Raw genomic sequence first — 19,876 nt, 5'->3', positions numbered from 1 at the left:
CAATAACTCTTACATCACAATACCCAGCGTATCAAAATCGGTCAATACGCAGGCACTGTATTTTGTAATTTTATTTCGTAAAAAAGTTACATTTTGATTTAACTTTCACCGATTATTGATGTTTACTTAATGCAGGCATGAAAAATCATTTTTTTGATCAATTCTACCGTTGGCGTTAAGTATTCTAAGCCAATAAATTCATCTGGTTGGTGGGCCTGGTTAATACTGCCCGGCCCAAGTACTAAAGTTTGGCAACCTAGTTTGTTGATATAAGGTGCTTCAGTTGAATAGTTGACCACTTCTGCTTCGTTGCCAGACAATTCTGCAACGAGTTTGGTCCATGGATTATCTGCTTTTCCTGCAAACGATTCAGCGCCTGGGTACAAAGTACTGACACTTATGCTGCCAGGATACTCTTTACTGATGTCAGATAAGTAGTTCAATACCATTAATTCCAGATCCGCTAACTCCATTCCCGGTAAAGGACGAATATCTAAATGCAAATCGCAGCAACCACAAATACGGTTTGCGGCATCACCGCCATGAATATGGCCAAAGTTCATGGTTGGGTAGGGTACAGTAAACGCATCTTCGCGATAGTTCTCGCTTAAGTGCTGCTTTAGCTTCATTAGCTGGCTAATGACTTTATGCATAACTTCAATAGCATTAAGGCCGCGAGCAGGATCAGATGAATGACCACTTCGACCAATCACGCGGATCCCTTGGGCTAAATGCCCCTTATGCATATAGACAGGTTTTAAGCTGGTGGGTTCACCAATAACCGCATAATCAGGTGCGATAACTTTTGAGTCGGCAAATGCTTTAGCGCCGCTCATGGTGGTTTCTTCATCTGCACTAGCAAAAATAGTCAGCGGACGTTTGAATTGATCAAGTGGCATGTCTTTTAATGCTTCGAGTACTAATGCAAAAAAGCCTTTCATGTCGCAAGTGCCTAAGCCGTACCAACGATTGTCTTTTTCAACCATCTCAAATGGACTTTGGCTCCAACGGCCTTCGTCAAAGGGCACAGTATCTGTATGGCCCGCAAGTAAAAGCCCACCACTGCCGCTGCCGATTCTGGCAATCAAGTTCTGTTTATTACGTGAGTCTTCTACCGTGGGGGTTTCGCATTCAAAACCCAACTCACCGAACCAATTTTGCAACAAGTTGATAACTGCATGATTACTCATATCGTGTTCTGCTTCGAGCGCACTGACTGATGGCGCTGCAATCAGCTGTGTAAAACAACTTTTTAGATCTGGTAGTGTGCTCATGGGTTATCCTAAAAAATAATATGTAAAATACTTATTCACATATATTGCATAATTAATATTGTGTGATAGTCTAGCAAACAGCATTAACCGACACCATAAATAGAACGATAGAAATGAAAATAAACATGTGCTTTCTTACTGCTAAAACCACTATATCAATAATCAACGCGAACTTCCTGCGACGATAGTTCAAAATTAGGCGGCCCCCGTCTAAATAGGCTATGCTGACACTTTCTCTCATTATTTAACAAGAAAACAAACTTATGAAAAGCATCGCAATTATTGGCGCCAGTGGTTATACAGGTGCACAAATTACTTCGTTAATTAACGCAGACAGCAACTTTAGCGTTCAAGGGTTGTATGTGTCGGAAAACAGTTTAGATAAAGGCCGTAAATTAGCCGACCTTTACCCTACATATAGTCACATGGCTTATACGCTTTCGCCGTTATCAGATGACGCTAAAAAGAAAATTGTTGCCGAAGCAGATGCCGTGGTTTTAGCGACTGAGCATTCAGTTAGCCTAGAGCTTGCCGCATGGTTTTACCAGCAAGGTTTAGCGGTATTTGACTTAAGCGGTGCATATCGTTTTGCCGATGTGGCGCAATATCCAAAATGGTACGGTTTTGAACATACTCACCCTGATGTATTAGCTCAGGCGGTGTATGGCTTAGCAGAGTGGAACAGCGAACAAATTAAACAAACAAGAATGATTGCTGTACCAGGTTGTTATCCTACGGCATCACTTACTGCACTAAAACCGCTTAAACCATTCTTAACTGAAATGTATCCAGTCATTAATGCCGTGAGTGGTGTAACAGGTGCAGGTCGTAAAGCACAGTTACATACCAGTTTCTGCGAAGTTAGCCTTACGCCATACGGTGTATTGGGTCACAGACATCAGCCTGAGATTGCGACACATTTAGGTCAGGAAGTTATTTTTACGCCGCATTTAGGCAACTTTAAGCGGGGTATTTTGGCAACCATTACCGTGCAACTAAAACCAGGCACTACAGAAGCCGATGTCTCTAAAGCGTATAGCGTGTACGACAATGCGCCAATAGTGACAGTAAAGCACAATCAATTCCCTAAAGTTGATGATGTGGTTAACACCCCCAATTGTCATTTAGGTTGGAAGTATGATGCCAACAGCGGTTATTTAGTGGTCGCCAGTGCGATAGACAATTTAATGAAAGGTGCTGCTAGCCAAGGTCTACAGTGCATTAAAATCCATTTCGGTGTGTAATTAACTCGCATTAGTGAAGGAATAAAAATAATGGCTACAAAATCAGTATTAGTTTTAAAAGTCGGTGGTGCGTTGCTTCAATGCGAAATGGGCATGGCGCGTTTAATGGCGGCAGCAGCCGAAATGCTTGCTGCGGGTCAACAAGTCATATTAGTCCATGGCGGTGGTTGTTTGGTTGATGAGCAATTAACCGCTAATGGCAAAGAAACGGTTAAATTAGACGGTTTACGTGTTACGCCAGAAGATCAAATTCCTATTATTGTTGGCGCGCTAGCAGGTACCTCAAACAAAATTTTACAAGCAGCTGCAGCTAAAGCTGGCATTGTTAGCGTAGGCATGAGCTTAGGCGACGGCAATGTTGTTACTGCAAAAATCAAAGATGAGCGTTTAGGACTTGTGGGCGAAGTTGAGCCAAAAGACGCGACCTACTTAAACTTTATTTTAAGCCAGGGCTGGATGCCAATTTGTAGCTCGATTGCCATTTCTAGCCAAGGCGACATGTTAAACGTCAACGCAGATCAAGCCGCAACAGCCTTAGCAAAATTAGTTAACGGTACGTTGGTGTTATTGTCAGACGTATCGGGTGTGTTAGATGGTAAAGGTCAATTAATTCATAGCTTAAACAAAAGTGAAATTGAACATCTTGTTGCCCAAGGTGTGATTGAAAAAGGCATGAAAGTCAAAGTAGAAGCCGCATTGGAAGTTGCTCAATGGATGGGTAAACCCGTGCAAGTTGCTTCATGGCGCGATGCCGAACAGTTAAAAACCTTAGTCAAAGGTGGGTCCGTCGGGACTCAAATACAACCTTAATGGAGTAGTAGTATATGCAGCACCTATTGTCGATAAAAGAGTTAACTCAATCTCAGCTTTTAGCCATCATTGATCTGGCTAAAAAAATTAAGAATAATCCCGCTGAGTACCGTCGCGCCTTAGATGGTAAAAGCGTTGTGATGCTGTTTGAAAAGCCATCACTGCGCACCCGAGTCAGCTTTGACATTGGCATTAATAAATTAGGTGGTCACTGCTTATACTTAGATCAACAAAATGGTGCGTTGGGACAACGCGAAACGGTAGCTGATTTTGCGACAAACATTTCATGCTGGGCCGATGCTATTGTGGCAAGAACATACTCGCACACCACCATAGAACAATTAGCTCAACATGGCAGCGTGCCGGTGATTAATGCTTTGTCTGACTTGTACCATCCATGCCAAGCGCTAGCGGACTTTTTAACACTATCAGAGCAATTTGATGACGTCAGCCAAGCAAAACTGGCTTATGTTGGCGATGGTAATAACGTCACCCACTCACTGATTTATGGTGCAGCGATTTTAGGCATGACCATGACAGTGATTTGCCCTGAAGGGGCATTCCCTGATGCACTCATCGTGACAGAAGCTCAGGCGTTAGCAAAGCAAAATGGTGGCAAGTTAACTCTAAGTGCAGACATTAATGCCATTGAAGGCCATGATGCTATTTACACCGACACTTGGATTTCTATGGGTGATGAAACACCGCTTGCTGACATTAAAGCCCGTTTTGCACCATATCAAGTTAATAGTGAGCTAATGGCTCAAGCTGGTGCTAAATTCTTTATGCATTGCTTGCCAGCACATCGTGGTGTGGAAGTGACAGATGAAGTGATGGATGGCGAAGGTTCATTGATTTTACATCAAGCAGAAAACCGCATGCATGCGCAAAATGCAGTATTAGTGACCTTATTAAGTTAGTCACCTTATTTAAGTTATTCACCTTATTTAAGTTATTCAAAAGATTAAGTCAATAGTGCCTCTGGCGTTATTTAAATTGAAAATATACGTAATCGATTTTAGGAAATAAACATGTCTAATGCAGTGAAAAAAAACGGTGTTAAAAAAGTGGTATTGGCATATTCAGGTGGTTTAGACACCTCGGCTATTATCCCATGGTTAAAAGAAACTTATGACGACTGTGAAATCATCGCATTTTGTGCCGACGTCGGCCAAGGTGAAGAAGAGCTCGTTGGCTTAACAGAAAAAGCCTTAGCGTCAGGTGCTTCTGAGTGCCATATCGTCGATCTAAAAGAAGAGTTTGTTGCTGATTATATTTACCCAACTATTGCAACGGGTGCTATTTACGAAGGTACATACTTGTTAGGTACGTCAATGGCGCGTCCTATTATTGCTAAAGCGCAAGTAGAAGTCGCCCGTAAAGTCGGCGCTGATGCGGTATGTCATGGCTGTACTGGTAAAGGTAACGACCAAGTTCGTTTTGAAGGTTGTTTTGCTGCATTAGCACCAGACTTAAAAGTGATTGCGCCTTGGCGTGAGTGGGAAATGCGTAGCCGTGAAGACTTATTGGCTTACCTTGCAGAGCGTGATATCAAAACCAGTGCTTCAGCGACCAAAATTTATAGCCGTGATGCCAACGCATGGCACATTTCGCACGAAGGTGGTGAGTTAGAAGATCCATGGAACGAGCCATCAAAAGGCGTGTGGACATTAACAGTAGCACCAGAAGATGCACCAAATGAGCCTGAATATGTCTCGTTAGCGGTTAAGCATGGTCGTGTGACTCATGTAAATGACGAAGCATTATCGCCATATGCTGCACTCATGAAGCTAAACGACATTGCTGGCAAACACGGTGTAGGTCGTATCGATATTACCGAAAACCGTTTAGTGGGCATGAAGTCTCGTGGTTGTTATGAAACACCAGGCGGCACCGTAATGTTTGCTGGTCTGCGTGCCATTGAAGAATTAGTTTTAGACAAAACTAGCCGTACGTGGCGCGAGCAAATTGCTGGGCAAATGTCGCACCTAGTGTACGACGGTCGTTGGTTTACCCCTTTATGTAAATCACTTATCGCAGCGTCAGAATCATTAGCAGAATCGGTTAATGGTGATGTAGTGATTAAGCTGTATAAAGGCCAAGCGACAGCCGTTAAAAAACGTTCGCCAAACAGCTTGTATTCAGAAGCTTTCGCAACGTTTGGCGAAGATGACGTATACGATCAAAAACACGCTGAAGGCTTTATCCGTTTATATTCTTTAGCGAGCCGTATTCGCGCGCTAAACACTAAATAGATTTTACGCCAACGATATAAAGGCGCTGCAAAGCGCCTTTCTTATAATGACTTTTGGCAAACAGAGAGTCATTACAAGAAAGAGAATAAGACTTACAGCTATATTATTAAACACCCAGTTCTTAAAACAGTTTTCAAAACAGAGGATACCGACATGGCGTTATGGGGCGGAAGATTTCAGGGCGAAACCAGTGCACTTTTCAAGTTGTTTAATGACTCACTGCCAGTGGATTACCGCTTATTTGAACAAGACGTTGTCGGCTCTATTGCATGGGCAGATGCCATTGCTAGCGTCGGTATTATTACTGCAAAAGAATGTATCGATTTAAAAGCAGCGTTAAATGAGCTGCTGGTGGAAGTGGGTAACGATCCGCAAGCGATTATCAGCAACGGCGCCGAAGATATACACAGCTTTGTTGAACAAAAGCTGATTGCCAAAGTAGGCGATTTAGGCAAAAAACTCCACACGGGCCGTTCGCGTAACGACCAAGTCGCCACAGATTTAAAGCTGTGGTGCAAAAAAGAAGGTGCAGCATTACTCGCACGTTTAGGTACATTGCATGCAGAGTTAATTGCATTAGCCGAGCGTGAAGTCGATGCGGTTATGCCGGGTTACACCCATTTACAACGTGCACAGCCAGTTACTTTTGGTCACTGGGCGCTAGCTTATGTTGAAATGTATGAGCGTGACATTAGCCGCCTGCAAGATGCTCTAAACCGTGCCGATTCATGTCCATTAGGTTCTGGCGCACTCGCTGGTACTGCTTATCCTATTGATCGCCACGCGTTAGCGGCGGCATTAAACTTTGCTCGCCCAACCTTAAACAGCTTAGACAGTGTGTCGGATCGCGACCATGTGGTTGAATTATGCAGCGCAGCGTCAATCAGCATGATGCATTTAAGCCGCATGGCTGAAGATTTAATCTTCTTCAACTCTGGCGAAGCTAATTTTATCTCACTAGCCGATGAAGTCACCTCTGGCTCATCTTTAATGCCACAAAAGAAAAACCCTGATGCTTTAGAGCTTATTCGTGGTAAAACCGGCCGTGTTTATGGCAGCTTAATGGGTATTTTAACCACCATGAAAGCCTTGCCATTAGCGTACAACAAAGACATGCAAGAAGACAAAGAAGGCTTGTTTGACGTAGTCGACAGCTGGGCTATTTGCTTAGACATGGCAGCATTAGTATTGTCGGGCTTAAAAGTGAATCGTCCACAAGCCTTGGTTGCAGCTCAGCAAGGTTATGCTAACGCAACTGAACTTGCTGATTATCTTGTGGCTAAAGGCATGCCGTTCCGTGAAGCACATCATGTAGTGGGCGAGGTGGTGGTATTTGCCATTGGTGAGCAAAAGCCGATTGAAGACTTAAGCGTGGCTGAGCTACAAAAATTTGCCAATGTGATTAGCGATGATGTGTATCCAAACCTTACTATTGAAGCGTGTTTAGAGAAACGTGATGTATTAGGTGGCACCGCTATCAATCAAGTGCAAGCAGCCATAGCAGCTAAAAAAGCATAGCTATAAAAGTATAACGATAAGTACTTATTTCGATAGCATCGAGGTAGATATTAGTAACCAAGCCCTGTTGATATTCATCGGCGGGGCTTGTTTGTTTTCGCCACCATAAACCATAGCTAGAACACACTATAGAGCAGTCATTTATTTAACCATGCTGCGTATGCAGAGGTTGTGGTCGTTTGTATCGCTCTTATGTATTCAATTTAGGATCAATGCACATCAGTCTGTCACCACTCTAGTTATCGATTTTACTCATCGATTTTACTCATCGATATCACTCATAAGATAGCCATGCCAATACACGATTAATTTTTTTTACAAGTTTGAGTAATTACTTAAAACATCTGTGTCAAATACTATAACGTCCCATTTAAGTTGTTATTGCCTACCGTTAAATACCGGAATGCTAGTCGGTTTAAATTGTTATCTGTTAATTCAAACACTCGGTCTATTTTGACAATAAATAGGCCGAATTTTTGTGGTTGCATTGTTTTGATTCTGCTCTATGTTGATGTTGGAGTTGTAATAAAAAATCCAATATGAGTAACAAAATAATAGAATTCTGTTAACAGTGTTGTTGGCGCTGCAGCAGATAAATAAGAGGACAACCCAATGACAAAATCGATACTTTTACTGTTGGCAGGCTTATTAACTGGCGCAGCTCAAGCAGCCGTTGGTAGCTACCCAGTAGTGTTAGTGCATGGCTTTCAACCGGATAATTTACAAAGTAAGCCGACAGGTACACAGGTAACTGACAATGGTTCAGAGTACTGGGCGCAATATTGGCGTGATCGCGCTGATGCACGCATTGATTGGCCATCGCAAGAGCGTATTGCCAATAAAATAACCAGTCAGTATGTGTGGCCTAAATTGCAACAGTTGTCGCGTGAGGGGACATGTGCCAGCGGTTGTGTATTTGTGACCCATTCTACTGGCGATTTAGTGATGCGCTATATTATTGATAACCAAGCGCTATGGTTGCAAAACGCAGGTTTAAAGCCGCTTAATATTGTCGCCACATTTGACTTTTCTGGCGCGGGTGGTGGGGTTGAATTGGCTGATTTGGCGGTTAATGTCGCCAGTGGTTCAGGTTTGATAGATGCAACATTAAAACTAGCTGTCTCGTTATGGTTAGGAGAACTGCCATCGTCATCCAATATTGGGGTATTGAATGATTTACGCGTAAATACTGCACGCCAATTGGCAGCGTTTCCCGAAAACCGAGTGCCACGTTTACGTTTTGCTGGGGCAGGCTCTGACTTTCTCGGTGTGACAGGGGCATTTTTACCCGGCGAAGATGATGGCGTTGTTGCCAGCCATTCTAGTTGTGGTGCCGCGGCCGTTGGCAGTTACAACAGTTGTTCGCGCAATGTGGCATTTGATGGCAAGCTCACCTCGACTAATGGCCCGAGCGGATTTATGCCTTATCACTATCCAATGTTGATGAGTGAAGGTTATAGCCATGGCGACACTATTTTAAATAGCGCTAAAGATGAAGTAACTTCTGCTAATAGTCGTGCCAATTATCTCAATGGCGATAACTTACAATTCAACACCTATGATGAAAAACGTGGCTGGTGGATATTTAGTTCACGTTATAGAGTGGTTAATCATTCGAACAAAACCAGCATGTCAGCACTTGTGTATCAGGCTGCTAACTAAGCGTATATGAAATATAAAAAAATCATTATAACAATATCCCTACTCGCTACGGCAGTAGGGTTTTGGGTTTACACTTCTGAGTCGGCACTTGAGCCACCTCAGAGTGCGGCCGTTATCGAGCAAGATGATACAGCGCCAACCAAACTGAAAGTAGTAAAACACATGCAAACTAAAACGATGACCGTGGTTGAAAAGCTTCCACAGCCGATCAGTGATAGTTTTCAGCTTATGGCAGAGGCTTATGCTAGCGAACTTGAGTTGCCATCTTACTCAATGCCTTTATCGGTTGATGATACGCACTTACTTAACCCCAATGCTTACATTCCTCAGCCGGTGCTGCTCCAAGATGGAGCCAGTGCCAGCATAGTGTTGCCTAAGTATCGTTTTAGTTTTCCTGAACCAGTGGTTATTAATCTCGACGTTAATGGCTTGCTTGTTGCTGGGGCAAGTGCAGCATTACACAGTGAGCTTACAAGTGGATCGGAGCCATTAATTAGCGGAACCATGCTAGGTGCCGATGGAAAATGGGCGATACAACTGAATGCTGAAGACGATTGGAATGGTCCAATGGAGGTCAGTGTTACCTTTAGCGCTAAGGGCAAAAAACAAACGTTAAAAACAGGCATAGAATATAGTCATCCTACGGCAACCATAACCGGAGTGGAGGATATCCGCGCTGAAGGCAGTGATATGTTGATACCAGTTAAATTGGATGTTGAGCAAGCGGGTTATTATCGTTTACGGGCAAATCTATATACAGCAGATAAGCAGCCGATTGCCTTGCTAACGGGTTCAGACAAGCTGACTGAAGGCTCTGTGGTGCTGGATCTTAAAGCCTATAAAGGGGTGTTAGCGCAATATAAAGGCCCTTATGTTCTGAGTACATTTGTATTGGAGCGCCGCCCTGCAGTACCCGGTGAGTTAACTCAGTACGGCCACAGTGAGGAACCTGCCTACCAGTTAGGTGATTTTGCGGTTGAGTCGTTATCTGATGAGCCATGGCAACCCGATGAGCAAGAAATGCAGCGACTTGAGTTTTTGCAAAAAATGGCAACAGACTAGGGGGTAATCATTGTTGCTTACATTATCTAAAGCCCGCGTTAGCCAATAACGTGGGCTTTTTTATGCATAAATAACCTCAAAGTTGCCATGATTACTGCATTAATTTGTGCAAATAAGTAATGGAGGCAATGACTATAAAATAGATAATCTGCTTAGTTTCTTCGTTGTTGCAACAGTTTCAATGTATTTTTTGTAATCAGTTCTATACTAAAAATAGGTTCATTGTTTATTTAAGTAAAGACACTTTGATGATAATAAATTGAAATTGGGAGCAGATATGTTTTTAGATTATTTTGCGCTAGGGATTATATTTTTTGTCGTGATATTTATTTTTTACGGCATTATTGCGATTCATGATATTCCTTACGAGATTGCGAAAAAACGTAATCATCCACAGCAAGATGCATTGCATATTGCTGGTTGGGTAAGCTTATTTACATTGCATGCCATTTGGCCATTTTTATGGATTTGGGCCACGTTATATCGAGAAGATAGAGGCTGGGGATTTAGTGATTCGAGAAAGCGAGAATTGATACTCGAGGGTGAAGTTAAAGAGCTAATGAATCATGTCACAGCGTTAACGGATCGTTTGTCGCTATTAGAGCAACGTTCTGCTGTCACGACTCCTCCCGTTTCTGATGAAAACTCACAAGAGGCCTAAGCATGGACTTACTACTGATACTGACTTATACCGCATTTTGTATCGCAGTTTTTAAAGTATTTAAAATTCCGTTAACTAAATGGACTGTGCCGACAGCTATTCTTGGCGGAATTGTATTAATTGGTACTTTATTAATTTTAATGAATTATAACCATCCCTATTCGAGGTTTGCTCGCGAGTATTTTGTCACTATTCCGATTGTGCCTGCAGTTAAAGGATTGGTTATCGAAGTCAATGTTAAGCCAAATACACCAGTAAAAGAAGGTGAGGTGTTATTTAAAATTGACCCTACACCTTACCTTTCAATGGTTAAGCAAAAACAAGCGGCGCTAAAAGAAGCAGAACTGCAAGTACCACAACTTGAAGCCGCTTTTCAAATAGCGGCAGCTAAAGTTGAACAAGCAACAGCAGATAAAGATCGTACAGAATCAGTCTATCGACGCTATGAAGACGGTCGCAAAAAAGCGGGGCGTAATTCACCGTTTACTGAGCTTGAGCTCGACAATCGTCGCCAATTATACATAGCTTCATCAGCGCAACTAGATGCCGCTTTAGCTGAGGGGCTGCGGACTCGTTTGGCATATGAGTCGAATATTGATGGCGTCAATACCAAAGTGGCAGGCCTACAAGCTGAACTCGCTAAGGCTGAATATGACTTACAGCAAACAGTCGTCAGAGCGCCTGCGGATGGTGTAGTGACTCAATTAGCGCTACGAAAAGGCGCTATGGCGGTGCCTTTACCTTTGCGCCCAGCACTGACGTTTATTCCAGATGAGACGAGATATTTTGCTGGCGCTTTTTGGCAAAACTCATTATTACGTCTTAAAGAAGGTGATGAAGCCGAAGTGATAATTGATGCCATGCCTGGACAAGTGTTTAAAGGCAAAGTTGCCAAAATACTCCCTGCGATGGCAGAAGGTGAAATTCAATTTAGCGGAAATTTACAGTCATCGAATAAGTTGTTTCAACGCGGTCGAGTATTGGTGTTGATTGAGCTAGAAGATGACGCAATAAGACAATCATTGCCAGCAGGTGTCGCAGGGCAAGTGGCTATTTATACCGATCATTTTAGCCATGTTGCGGTAATGAGAAAGGTATTATTAAGAATGCAGGGCTGGTTAAATTACTTGTTTACAGAAGGACATTAACCTCGATTTTATGAGCGCCAGGGTTTAAACGTTTTTCTCAATAATGGCGGCAAGATGAAACCAAGTTATACAGTCTGTGCTTGCTGTACTTGGTTTCTGCCGCCGCGTTTGGCGCAATACATAGCCATGTCTGCTCGGCTAAAAAGGTCTTGTATTACCTTGTCTCCGGCGGTTAATGAACTTACGCCAATAGATACGGTAACGTTAATGTTGCTATTTGCCTGAGTGGTATGAAATGAGTGTTTGGCAATATGTTCTCGAATACGCTCAGCAATGATCATAGCACCTTCACCGTCGGTCATCGGTAAGATGATGGTAAACTCCTCACCACCGATTCTGGACAATGAATCTGATTGGCGCAGTAAATCACTGCATATTTGGGCAAACTGTTTAAGTATGCTATCTCCGCCCTCATGACCAAAATTGTCATTAATCACTTTAAAGTAATCGATATCGATAACCAACAAGGATAACTGTTGGTTAAATCTGATCGCTCTGGCACATTCTTGTTTTGCTAATTGGTTATATGAGCGACGATTATGCACCCCAGTTAGTTGATCTGTATTCACTAAACTTTCGATTTGTTGATGTGCTTGTTCTAGTGATGTTTGTGCCTGTTTTAGGTTGGTGATATCTGCGCCCATAATAATGGTGTAACCACTGTCTAAGTTAATCCTGGTCATTTTAAACCAACGCCCATCAGACAGATCTGTTTCATACTGGTTTAGAGCCTTTTCTGAATGCAGTTTATGCAGATTTTCCAGCCATTGTTCAAAATCATCAGTATTGATAATAACGCCTTGCTTAGTTTCCCAAGCGTGGCGTAATAAATCGCCTGATTTTTTGCCAATAGCATCTTCTGTGGTAGTGCCAAAGATGCTGGCGAAGTGCTGATTACAGTAGATAACTTCTTTATCTTGGTTGAGTACACCGAAACAATTTGGAGTGAGTTTTAATGCATCCAAGAGGATGGGCTCTAAATTGACAGGTGGACTTTGCGGCATAGGATACTCAACAATGTGACGATACTTGGGCGTAATTATAAAGGAAAAACGTTACTTTTTGGTAACAAGCTAACCGGTGCTATGACTCTGCTGCTGGATGGACAAAGCTTGTCCACTGTTTTTATTGACGTTTTTTAAATCGAGTCGGGGGAAATAAAATTATTTATCCCTCAGTCTAAAGAATGATAACGATGAGGTGCAGCAAGCATAAAAAAGCCCAGTCATTATCGCTAAGACTGGGCTGTTAAAGCAGATAAATTACGCGTTAGTTAACGCGTTTTTCACGTCGCTAGGCTTCATCGGAATTTTACGTAAACGTACACCGACTGCATTGTAGATTGCATTGGCAATCGCTGGAGCAACAGGGGTTACTGCCGGTTCACCTAATCCAGATGGTGGCATTTTGCTCGGGATAAACTCGATTTTAACTTCTGGAGTTTGGCCTAAGCGCAGCGGGGTATAGGTATCGAAGTTTGAGTCTTTATACTGACCATTAAGCAGTTCAGTACCTTCATACAAGGCCATCGATAATCCCCACAATGCCGCGCCCTGGCACTGAGCTTCAGCACCATTAGGGTCAACAATAATACCGGCATCGATGGCAATATAAAGCTTTTGCACATTGACAATACCGTTGCTTTTGTCGACATGAACTTGTACTGCACACGATACCCATGTTGGCATGTCACGTTCTTGACCAAAGGTTGATGCAATGCCAAGCGCTGTGTCTTTGGCTTGCGGAGTGCCCCAGCCAATCATCTCAGCAGCTTTTTTCAATACTGCGGCTTGGCGAGCCGCGCCACCTTCAGCAACAGGTGTGCTACCAGCATTTCGGCCTTCGGCAATGAGCATGTCTAGGCGGAACTGCAATGGATCTTTACCCGCGTGATGGGCAGCTTCATCCATAAAGCTTTCAACTGCCCAGCTTGTCCAACCTGGTCCAACAGAACGTAACCAACCTGGTCTGAAGGTCGCAATGGCCAGATCATTCGATACCGCGCGTATTTTTTGAGCACCAACAGTGTACCAATGGTCTGCTCCGGCAATCGAGAACGGATCATACGGTTCGCCATTGGTGCCTTTAGGCATAAAGCCTGGCGCTAATACTTGAGTTGGCCAACCTGCTGTGGCGTGATGTTCCATTGCGGTAACCGCTTTTTTATCATCAAATGCCATTTTGAGTTGTTGAACTGATGCCGAACGCGCGCTATCAAATAACATGTCTTGTGGACGTATCATCACCATTTTAACCGGTTTACCGCCTAATGCTTTAGAGGTCAACGCCGCAGGAATGGTGTAATCGCCGTTAAGTCTGCGGCCAAAGCCACCGCCTAACATGTAGCTACGAATAACAATGTTAGCTTCTTCTTCGCCTAATGCCGTGGCTAATACGGGTAGAGTAAGTGATTGCCACTGACAACCTGAATGCACTTCCCATATACCGTCTTGGTTTTTAAATACCAAGGCATTAAGCGGTTCCATTTGCGCATGGAGTACTGTGCTGGTGATATATTCTTCTGCAATGGTACTTTTCGCGCTCGCAAATACAGGCCCAGTGTCAGAATTGCCTGTGTCTAAAATACTGCCTTTGGTTTGGTCGCCAAGTAATTGCTTACCATGAGCAATAATGTCTGCTTCAGACACGTTGGCCGTTTTACCTGCATCCCATGTCACCTTTACCAGCTTCGAGGCTTTTTGGGCCGCATTAAAGCTGCTGGCGATAACCATTAACCAACCTGGTACACTGCCACTGGCATCTTCTAGTACGATAGTTTGCTGATAACCCTTTACTGCTTTTGCTGCAGAGTCATCAAACTTAACTACTTTAGAGCCATAACGAGTAGGGGGTAAAATAGGGTTGGCGTACACCATGCCATCAACTTTCGCATCGATACCAAATATGGTTTTACCGTTGGTCTTGTTGGCGATATCAAGAGAGGTCACCTGTTGGCCAACCAGTTTAAGATCGGCATTAGGCTTCAGCGGCAAGGTTTTCAGTTCTTCTTCAGTAAACTGACGCGTTAGGCCCATGGTGACTAATTCACCGTAAGACAGCTCGCCTTTACTTGAGATAACTTTACCGTTACTGGCTTTACAGTCTTTAGCTGCAATACCCCATTTTTTAGCTGCAGCTTCAATTAACGCTGTACGACCCGCAGCACCGGCTTGACGGTAAACCGGCCAACTTTGTGATATAGACCAACTGCCGCCGGTAACCATGTAACCCCAGCGTGGATCACTGTCGACATGGATAATTTCAATATCATCCCATGAGGCTTCCAGTTCATCAGCAAGAATACGAGCAATAGCGGTACCGACATGTTGGCCCATTTCTGAGCGCATAATGTTGACTTTAATTTTGCCGGCAGTATCGATTGAGTACCATAAAGACGGTTCGTAAATGTCACCTTCGCTTGGGAGTACTTTACCGTCAGGGCTAGCAGGATCCATTGCCGCCATCAAATGGCGAGGAAAACCAAAGCTGACACCTACCGCTGTCATGGCAATTAAAAAACCGCGGCGGGTTATACCCACCGATCCACGTTTAGGCAGTCTGCTCATCGTTGCTCTCCTTGATTGCGTTTGCTGCTTCATGAATGGCGCTGCGAATACGAACGTAGGTCATACAACGACATAAATTTCCGCCCATCACAGCGTCAATGTCTTTGTCTGAAGGCTCAGGAATGTCTTTTAGTAGTGCTGCAGCTTGCATAATTTGGCCCGACTGGCAGTAACCACACTGTGGTACCTGCAGTTTTTGCCAAGAAATTTGCAATGGATGATCACCCTTTTCAGAAAGCCCCTCAATCGTAGTGATTTCGGCTCCTTCAACTGACGATATAGGGGTTATACATGAACGTGTAGCTCGGCCGCCAACATGGACGGTACAGGCACCACAGGTACCAATACCACAACCAAATTTGGTGCCAGTCATGTCCAGTTCATCACGAATAACCCACAGTAGAGGAGTATCACTCTCTACATCGGCAGTCATCGGTTTGCCGTTTAAAATAAATTTTGCCATTGTCACTTCTCCAGTGAAGTTAGTGCTCAAATCGGGGTTGATTACGGATCTCGCCCACTTGTTGTTGTAATTTAGGCCAGGTGTTTTCCCCAGCTGTTTGGCGCAAATAAGCTGCAATTGCGCTAATGTCTTCATCGCTAAGTGCATCACGGAAGCCTGGCATTACAACGCCGCTAATCCCTTGATCGCTGCGCACACCATCCAGTATTACGTTAATCAGGTTAGTTGGATCATTAAGATGTGTTGCCGAGCCGATAGTAATTAATGGGCGGCCTTTAACTAATTGGTCGCTGTTGTAGTGGCATGCTTGGCAAGCTGCCGCATATAAACGTGCACCTTCATCAATCCGCAGATCCGGTTGTTGATGTTGTGCCGCTATTGCTGCTTGTAACGTGCTACTTGAGTCTGGATCGTCGGTGTTATTGGTACGGGCAATTTCAGCAAAGTAGCCACTAATGGCTTCTATGTCGCTGTCTGGAAGAGCTGATAAGCCCTTGTGCATAACCGGCGCCATTGGACCTACCGCGCTACCATGGTAAGGCGAGTTACCGGTTGTAAGGTATTCGTAAAAGTCTTGTGCACGCCATGGGATAGGCGAAGTGCTAGTAGAGGTTAACGATGGTGCTATCCAACCATCAATGGCGGCACCTTGGTACATTTGTGCGTACTTTTCGCCGCCCAATGCATTACGTGGAGTATGACATGCACCACAGTGAGCAATACCTTCCGCTAAGTAAGCACCGCGATTCCATTCGGCAGATTGTTGGCTGTTGACCTCAAAAGATTGGGTATCAGCAAACAGCAGTTTCCAACCCGCTTGAAACCATCTTATATTGAGCGGAAACGGAATGCCGTTGTCTTTTTTTGCTTGGTTAACCGCCGGAACAGACGTCATGATGTAAGCATAAATCGCGTTAATGTCATCGTCGGTCATTTTATTAAAGTGTTCATAAGGGAACGCAGGCAATAAATGATGTCCATCGCGGCTCACACCCGTGCGCATGGCGCGAGCAAAAGCAGCTTGAGACCAGCTACCAATACCGGTTTCGACATCTGGAGTGATGTTACTTGAATAAATGGTGCCAAAGTCAGTATGCATTTCATAGTTACCAGCATAAGGAGTGCCACCTGGCGGTGTATGACAAGTACTGCAATAGCCTGCAGAAGCAAGCATTTTACCTTGTTCGATAACGTGTGGAGAATAATCTGTTTGAGTTGATTCGACGGGATCAATTGCAGGGTGCCAAGCATATATACTGAATATAGCTAGTCCAACAATAGCTGCGCCACATACGCTGTAAACGATGCGCTTTAGCATATTACATTGCCTTATTTTAAATAAAAAATGAGATAGAGAAGGGAATATTTCATCTGACATTCCCTGTTCGACTTTGTATTATTATTGTGATTGGTCAAATATTAATCCTAAGCAAGGGATGGCCCTTTGTCCAGCATTGATATTGACGGATCTTTTACTGTATTAGAATAAAATAATACAGCACTGTGCAGACGAGTAACATGAGGATTGTTAAATAAATAGCTTTAGTTAATCCACTGTTAATCCAGAGTTTTCAAGGTTGCTACTATGTTGCGTTAATCTTAGTGATCTATGATTAAAATGAGCGCCAATGCCAGATTCATAAAGTGTTGGATACATTAATGAAAAAGTGGTTATTAGCCATTAAGGCTTATGTCGATGTTTATCGACTATTTGCTCATCGGTGATCAGCTTATTTCATCGCCAAACAGCTATTTAATATTGTGGTTGTTTGCCTCGGCGATTGTTTTCCCTCGATATGATTGTTGACCATGATAATTTCCATAACCATGATTAAGCCACAATATATCGTTACAGCGCTGTTAGAGCACATTCAAACTGCTATTTCTAAAGGCTTGAGCACAATCAACTTGTATTTGGCAAAGATATTCTGGATAATTAATGCAAATCATTATCATTTGCGTTAAATGGCCGGAGATCGAAATAGATGGAACTTGTCAGTGTAGCTTCTTTATGGCTTGGTTGCTTGTTTGCCTATTTGGCATCTGACAAACAGCAGCTTGTTAGTTTACCTTTTCCCAAATTACTGGCTTGGTGCTTATGCGGTTTAGCGGTGTTATTTGCAGTGTGGGGGTTTAGCCATACTTACAGTGTATTCGTCGCCAGTTTAGTGGTGCTGATTTGCATGATGACCATGTGGATACTACTGGTGCTGGTGGCCTCGCACTATAAAGGTCGTAGCATCTGGGTCAGTTCGCTAGGCTTTGCGTTGTTTGTCAGTATCCTCCTTGTTGGGGTTAAATAACCGTGTGGCCTAAATCTATTGCTGCATTTTTATGGGGGTTATTACTGGCAATCAGTTTAATGCTCATTGTTTTTCGAATATTACCGGCTGCTGTAGATGTAAAACTATTTGTTGGGCTAATGCTGGGTTTTTGTGTGTGGGTTGGGGTGATGACATTTTGTTATAGCCGCAATAGCGCAAAAGCGGCGAGTGTCGTGTGCGCCAAATGGCTTGTGGCCAGTAGTCTTATCAATACGTTGTTATTTTATTCGCAAAACTAACTATTTTTTTTCAAACCTAAGTCATGAATAACTCAATGAAATCTGATTCTCCGGTACAGCACAAAGTCATTAAAAATCTCATCGAAGCCCACAGTTGGCTTGGGTTAATTATTTCACCTTTACTGTTTTTGGTATTTTGGGCTGGCGCGGTGACCTTGTTTCACGATGAAATCGCCCAGTGGGCCATTACGCCTCATCATCCAGTCGATAATACCCAAGCAGATATTCCTTTAGCGAAACTGGTACAGCAAAAGTTTGCTGAATACCCAGTAGATCAAGCTGGCCGTTTTCGAATAAATATGCCGACTGAGCTAGTACCTTATTATATTTTTTACTTCGATGTGTTTGGAGATGCTCCGCAATCGGACCGCCAGTCGATGGCGATATTGGTTGATCCTAAAAGCGGCGAAACCGTAGCGGGCAAAGATGACTTTTACTTATCGCAATTTATGTACCGTCTGCATTACAACCTCGATCTACCCGGCGGCAGTTATCTTATTGGTGTCGTTACGCTGATTTTTCTGTTTGCACTCGTGTCTGGCATTTTTATCCATGCGCGTAAATTACTGAAATATTTCTTTTTGTATCGCGTTGATAAACAGCGCCGGGATAAATTACTCGATCTTCATACTGTAGTCGGAGTAATGACAATTCCCTTTACCTTGATGTATGCCCTAAGCGGCTTGATCCTTAACTTGGCCATAGTGTTCCAACTGGCTTTTGTGGTGTTTATTTATCAGGGCGATCGACAAGCATTGTTTAACGATGCCGGTTTTAACCGTAGCAGCGAACCGCGAAGTGAAACGTCACTGGATATGAGCAATGCGTTTACTTTAATTGAACACACTACACAGCAATCGAATTTTGAGTTACGTAATATTATTTTCCACCATTACGGTGCTGAAAATGCCTTAGTACAAGTGCGTGGTACCGATACGGTTAATTTTGCTCAACGAGATGAAGTGACCTATCGGGTGCAGGATGGCACTGTGATGGATAAGGTTAATGCCGATAACTACAATGTGTTCCGCCAGGGTAGAGATGTACTAGTGACATTGCATTTTAGTAACTTTGCCGGCTTAGACATCCGTATTTTGTACTTTATTTTGGCGATGGCTATTAGTGCGATGATTGTTACCGGCAATATGTTATGGATAAATAAGCGCAGCGCTCAGCGCCAGTCTTCACCGCGCAGTATTGCTATCGTAACCGCGATGACGATTGGTGGCTGTGGTGGCATTATTGTGGCGACAGCAGTTGGATTTTTGTGTGAACGACTATTACCTGCAACCTTATCTGGACGAGGTGAATGGTTAGTGGGGTGTTTTGTAACGTCACTATTGCTCGTTATGTTGTGTAGTATAAAAGTGACCGATATTAAGCGTCATATCAGCCAGCTACTTTTGCTCACCAGTAGTATATTAGCCATTACAATTTTGGCAGATTGGTTGTTGTTTTCTGAGCAAATAATAGCGTTATGGCAAAGCGGTTATCATGGTGTCATCGGGATCCAAGTTGGCATGATGCTGGTAACGGCAGTGTGTTTATGGACTGTCAGTAAGTTAGGCGTATTACCTCGGTCGCAACCAGCCATGGCAAAAAACGTTACTCCTGCTAATGGATAATGGAATGGGTATAAAGTTGAAGCTA

17 protein-coding genes are annotated in these 19,876 nt (G+C 43.4%); 12 read left to right on the top strand and 5 right to left on the bottom strand.

Annotated features, from left to right (window positions below):
- Window positions 1–122 precede the first annotated feature (122 nt).
- A complete protein-coding gene (gene argE / locus AAEY99_RS01460) occupies window positions 123–1,274 on the bottom strand; it encodes an acetylornithine deacetylase (protein ID WP_351008703.1) in 1,152 nt (383 codons plus the stop codon).
- Window positions 1,275–1,537: 263 nt separating this feature from the next.
- Between argE and argC the strand changes: the two genes are divergently transcribed.
- The 9 genes from argC (at window position 1,538) to AAEY99_RS01415 (ending at window position 11,634) form a co-directional block, all read left to right on the top strand.
- Window positions 1,538–2,518, top strand: a complete 981-nt coding sequence (gene argC / locus AAEY99_RS01455; protein WP_351008700.1) for an N-acetyl-gamma-glutamyl-phosphate reductase — start codon at window positions 1,538–1,540, stop codon at window positions 2,516–2,518.
- A 30-nt stretch (window positions 2,519–2,548) separates the two neighbouring features.
- On the top strand, window positions 2,549–3,328 hold the full coding sequence (gene argB, locus AAEY99_RS01450; protein ID WP_351008698.1) for an acetylglutamate kinase: 780 nt from the start codon (window positions 2,549–2,551) through the stop codon (window positions 3,326–3,328).
- 14 nt (window positions 3,329–3,342) lie between these two features.
- Entirely contained in the window at window positions 3,343–4,248 is a 906-nt protein-coding gene (locus AAEY99_RS01445) for an ornithine carbamoyltransferase (RefSeq protein ID WP_162022034.1), read from the top strand.
- Window positions 4,249–4,359: 111 nt separating this feature from the next.
- Entirely contained in the window at window positions 4,360–5,583 is a 1,224-nt protein-coding gene (locus tag AAEY99_RS01440; RefSeq protein ID WP_101084820.1) for an argininosuccinate synthase, read from the top strand.
- Window positions 5,584–5,736: 153 nt separating this feature from the next.
- Window positions 5,737–7,101, top strand: coding sequence for an argininosuccinate lyase (gene argH, locus AAEY99_RS01435; protein WP_351008695.1), 1,365 nt, complete (start codon window positions 5,737–5,739; stop codon window positions 7,099–7,101).
- A gap of 612 nt (window positions 7,102–7,713) precedes the next feature.
- Window positions 7,714–8,763, top strand: coding sequence for a hypothetical protein (locus tag AAEY99_RS01430; RefSeq protein ID WP_351008692.1), 1,050 nt, complete (start codon window positions 7,714–7,716; stop codon window positions 8,761–8,763).
- 6 nt (window positions 8,764–8,769) lie between these two features.
- A complete protein-coding gene (locus AAEY99_RS01425; RefSeq protein WP_351008690.1) occupies window positions 8,770–9,825 on the top strand; it encodes a hypothetical protein in 1,056 nt (351 codons plus the stop codon).
- Between the two features lie 277 nt (window positions 9,826–10,102).
- The gene (locus AAEY99_RS01420; RefSeq protein ID WP_351008687.1) at window positions 10,103–10,486 is read left to right on the top strand and encodes a DUF3302 domain-containing protein; all 384 of its coding nucleotides are present in this window, start codon (window positions 10,103–10,105) and stop codon (window positions 10,484–10,486) included.
- A gap of 2 nt (window positions 10,487–10,488) precedes the next feature.
- Entirely contained in the window at window positions 10,489–11,634 is a 1,146-nt protein-coding gene (locus AAEY99_RS01415; RefSeq protein ID WP_101084825.1) for an HlyD family secretion protein, read from the top strand.
- Window positions 11,635–11,699: 65 nt separating this feature from the next.
- On the opposite strand, the gene AAEY99_RS01410 is transcribed toward AAEY99_RS01415, so the two are convergent.
- The 4 genes from AAEY99_RS01410 to AAEY99_RS01395 form a co-directional block, all read right to left on the bottom strand.
- On the bottom strand, window positions 11,700–12,638 hold the full coding sequence (locus AAEY99_RS01410; protein ID WP_351008684.1) for a sensor domain-containing diguanylate cyclase: 939 nt from the start codon (window positions 12,636–12,638) through the stop codon (window positions 11,700–11,702).
- A 258-nt stretch (window positions 12,639–12,896) separates the two neighbouring features.
- Window positions 12,897–15,200 carry a xanthine dehydrogenase family protein molybdopterin-binding subunit gene (locus AAEY99_RS01405; RefSeq protein WP_351008681.1) on the bottom strand — a complete coding sequence of 768 codons (2,304 nt, stop codon included), beginning with the start codon at window positions 15,198–15,200 and terminating at the stop codon, window positions 12,897–12,899.
- A complete protein-coding gene (locus tag AAEY99_RS01400) occupies window positions 15,184–15,663 on the bottom strand; it encodes a (2Fe-2S)-binding protein (RefSeq protein ID WP_101084828.1) in 480 nt (159 codons plus the stop codon). Before AAEY99_RS01400 ends, AAEY99_RS01405 begins: the two co-directional genes overlap by 17 nt.
- 19 nt (window positions 15,664–15,682) lie before the next feature.
- Window positions 15,683–16,981 carry a cytochrome c gene (locus tag AAEY99_RS01395; RefSeq protein WP_192113982.1) on the bottom strand — a complete coding sequence of 433 codons (1,299 nt, stop codon included), beginning with the start codon at window positions 16,979–16,981 and terminating at the stop codon, window positions 15,683–15,685.
- Between the two features lie 667 nt (window positions 16,982–17,648).
- Here AAEY99_RS01395 and AAEY99_RS01390 point away from each other — a divergent pair.
- The 3 genes from AAEY99_RS01390 to AAEY99_RS01380 are packed head-to-tail and all read left to right on the top strand — an operon-like array spanning window position 17,649 to window position 19,851.
- Window positions 17,649–17,966, top strand: a complete 318-nt coding sequence (locus AAEY99_RS01390; protein ID WP_101084830.1) for a hypothetical protein — start codon at window positions 17,649–17,651, stop codon at window positions 17,964–17,966.
- A gap of 2 nt (window positions 17,967–17,968) precedes the next feature.
- Window positions 17,969–18,226 carry a hypothetical protein gene (locus tag AAEY99_RS01385; protein WP_101084831.1) on the top strand — a complete coding sequence of 86 codons (258 nt, stop codon included), beginning with the start codon at window positions 17,969–17,971 and terminating at the stop codon, window positions 18,224–18,226.
- Between the two features lie 35 nt (window positions 18,227–18,261).
- Window positions 18,262–19,851, top strand: a complete 1,590-nt coding sequence (locus AAEY99_RS01380; protein ID WP_351008678.1) for a PepSY-associated TM helix domain-containing protein — start codon at window positions 18,262–18,264, stop codon at window positions 19,849–19,851.
- Window positions 19,852–19,876: the final 25 nt, after the last annotated feature.

The sequence above is a fragment of the Shewanella sp. S1-58-MNA-CIBAN-0166 genome, from assembly GCF_040310085.1.
Lineage (GTDB): Bacteria > Pseudomonadota > Gammaproteobacteria > Enterobacterales > Shewanellaceae > Shewanella.
This window is presented reverse-complemented; position numbering and strand designations above follow the sequence as displayed.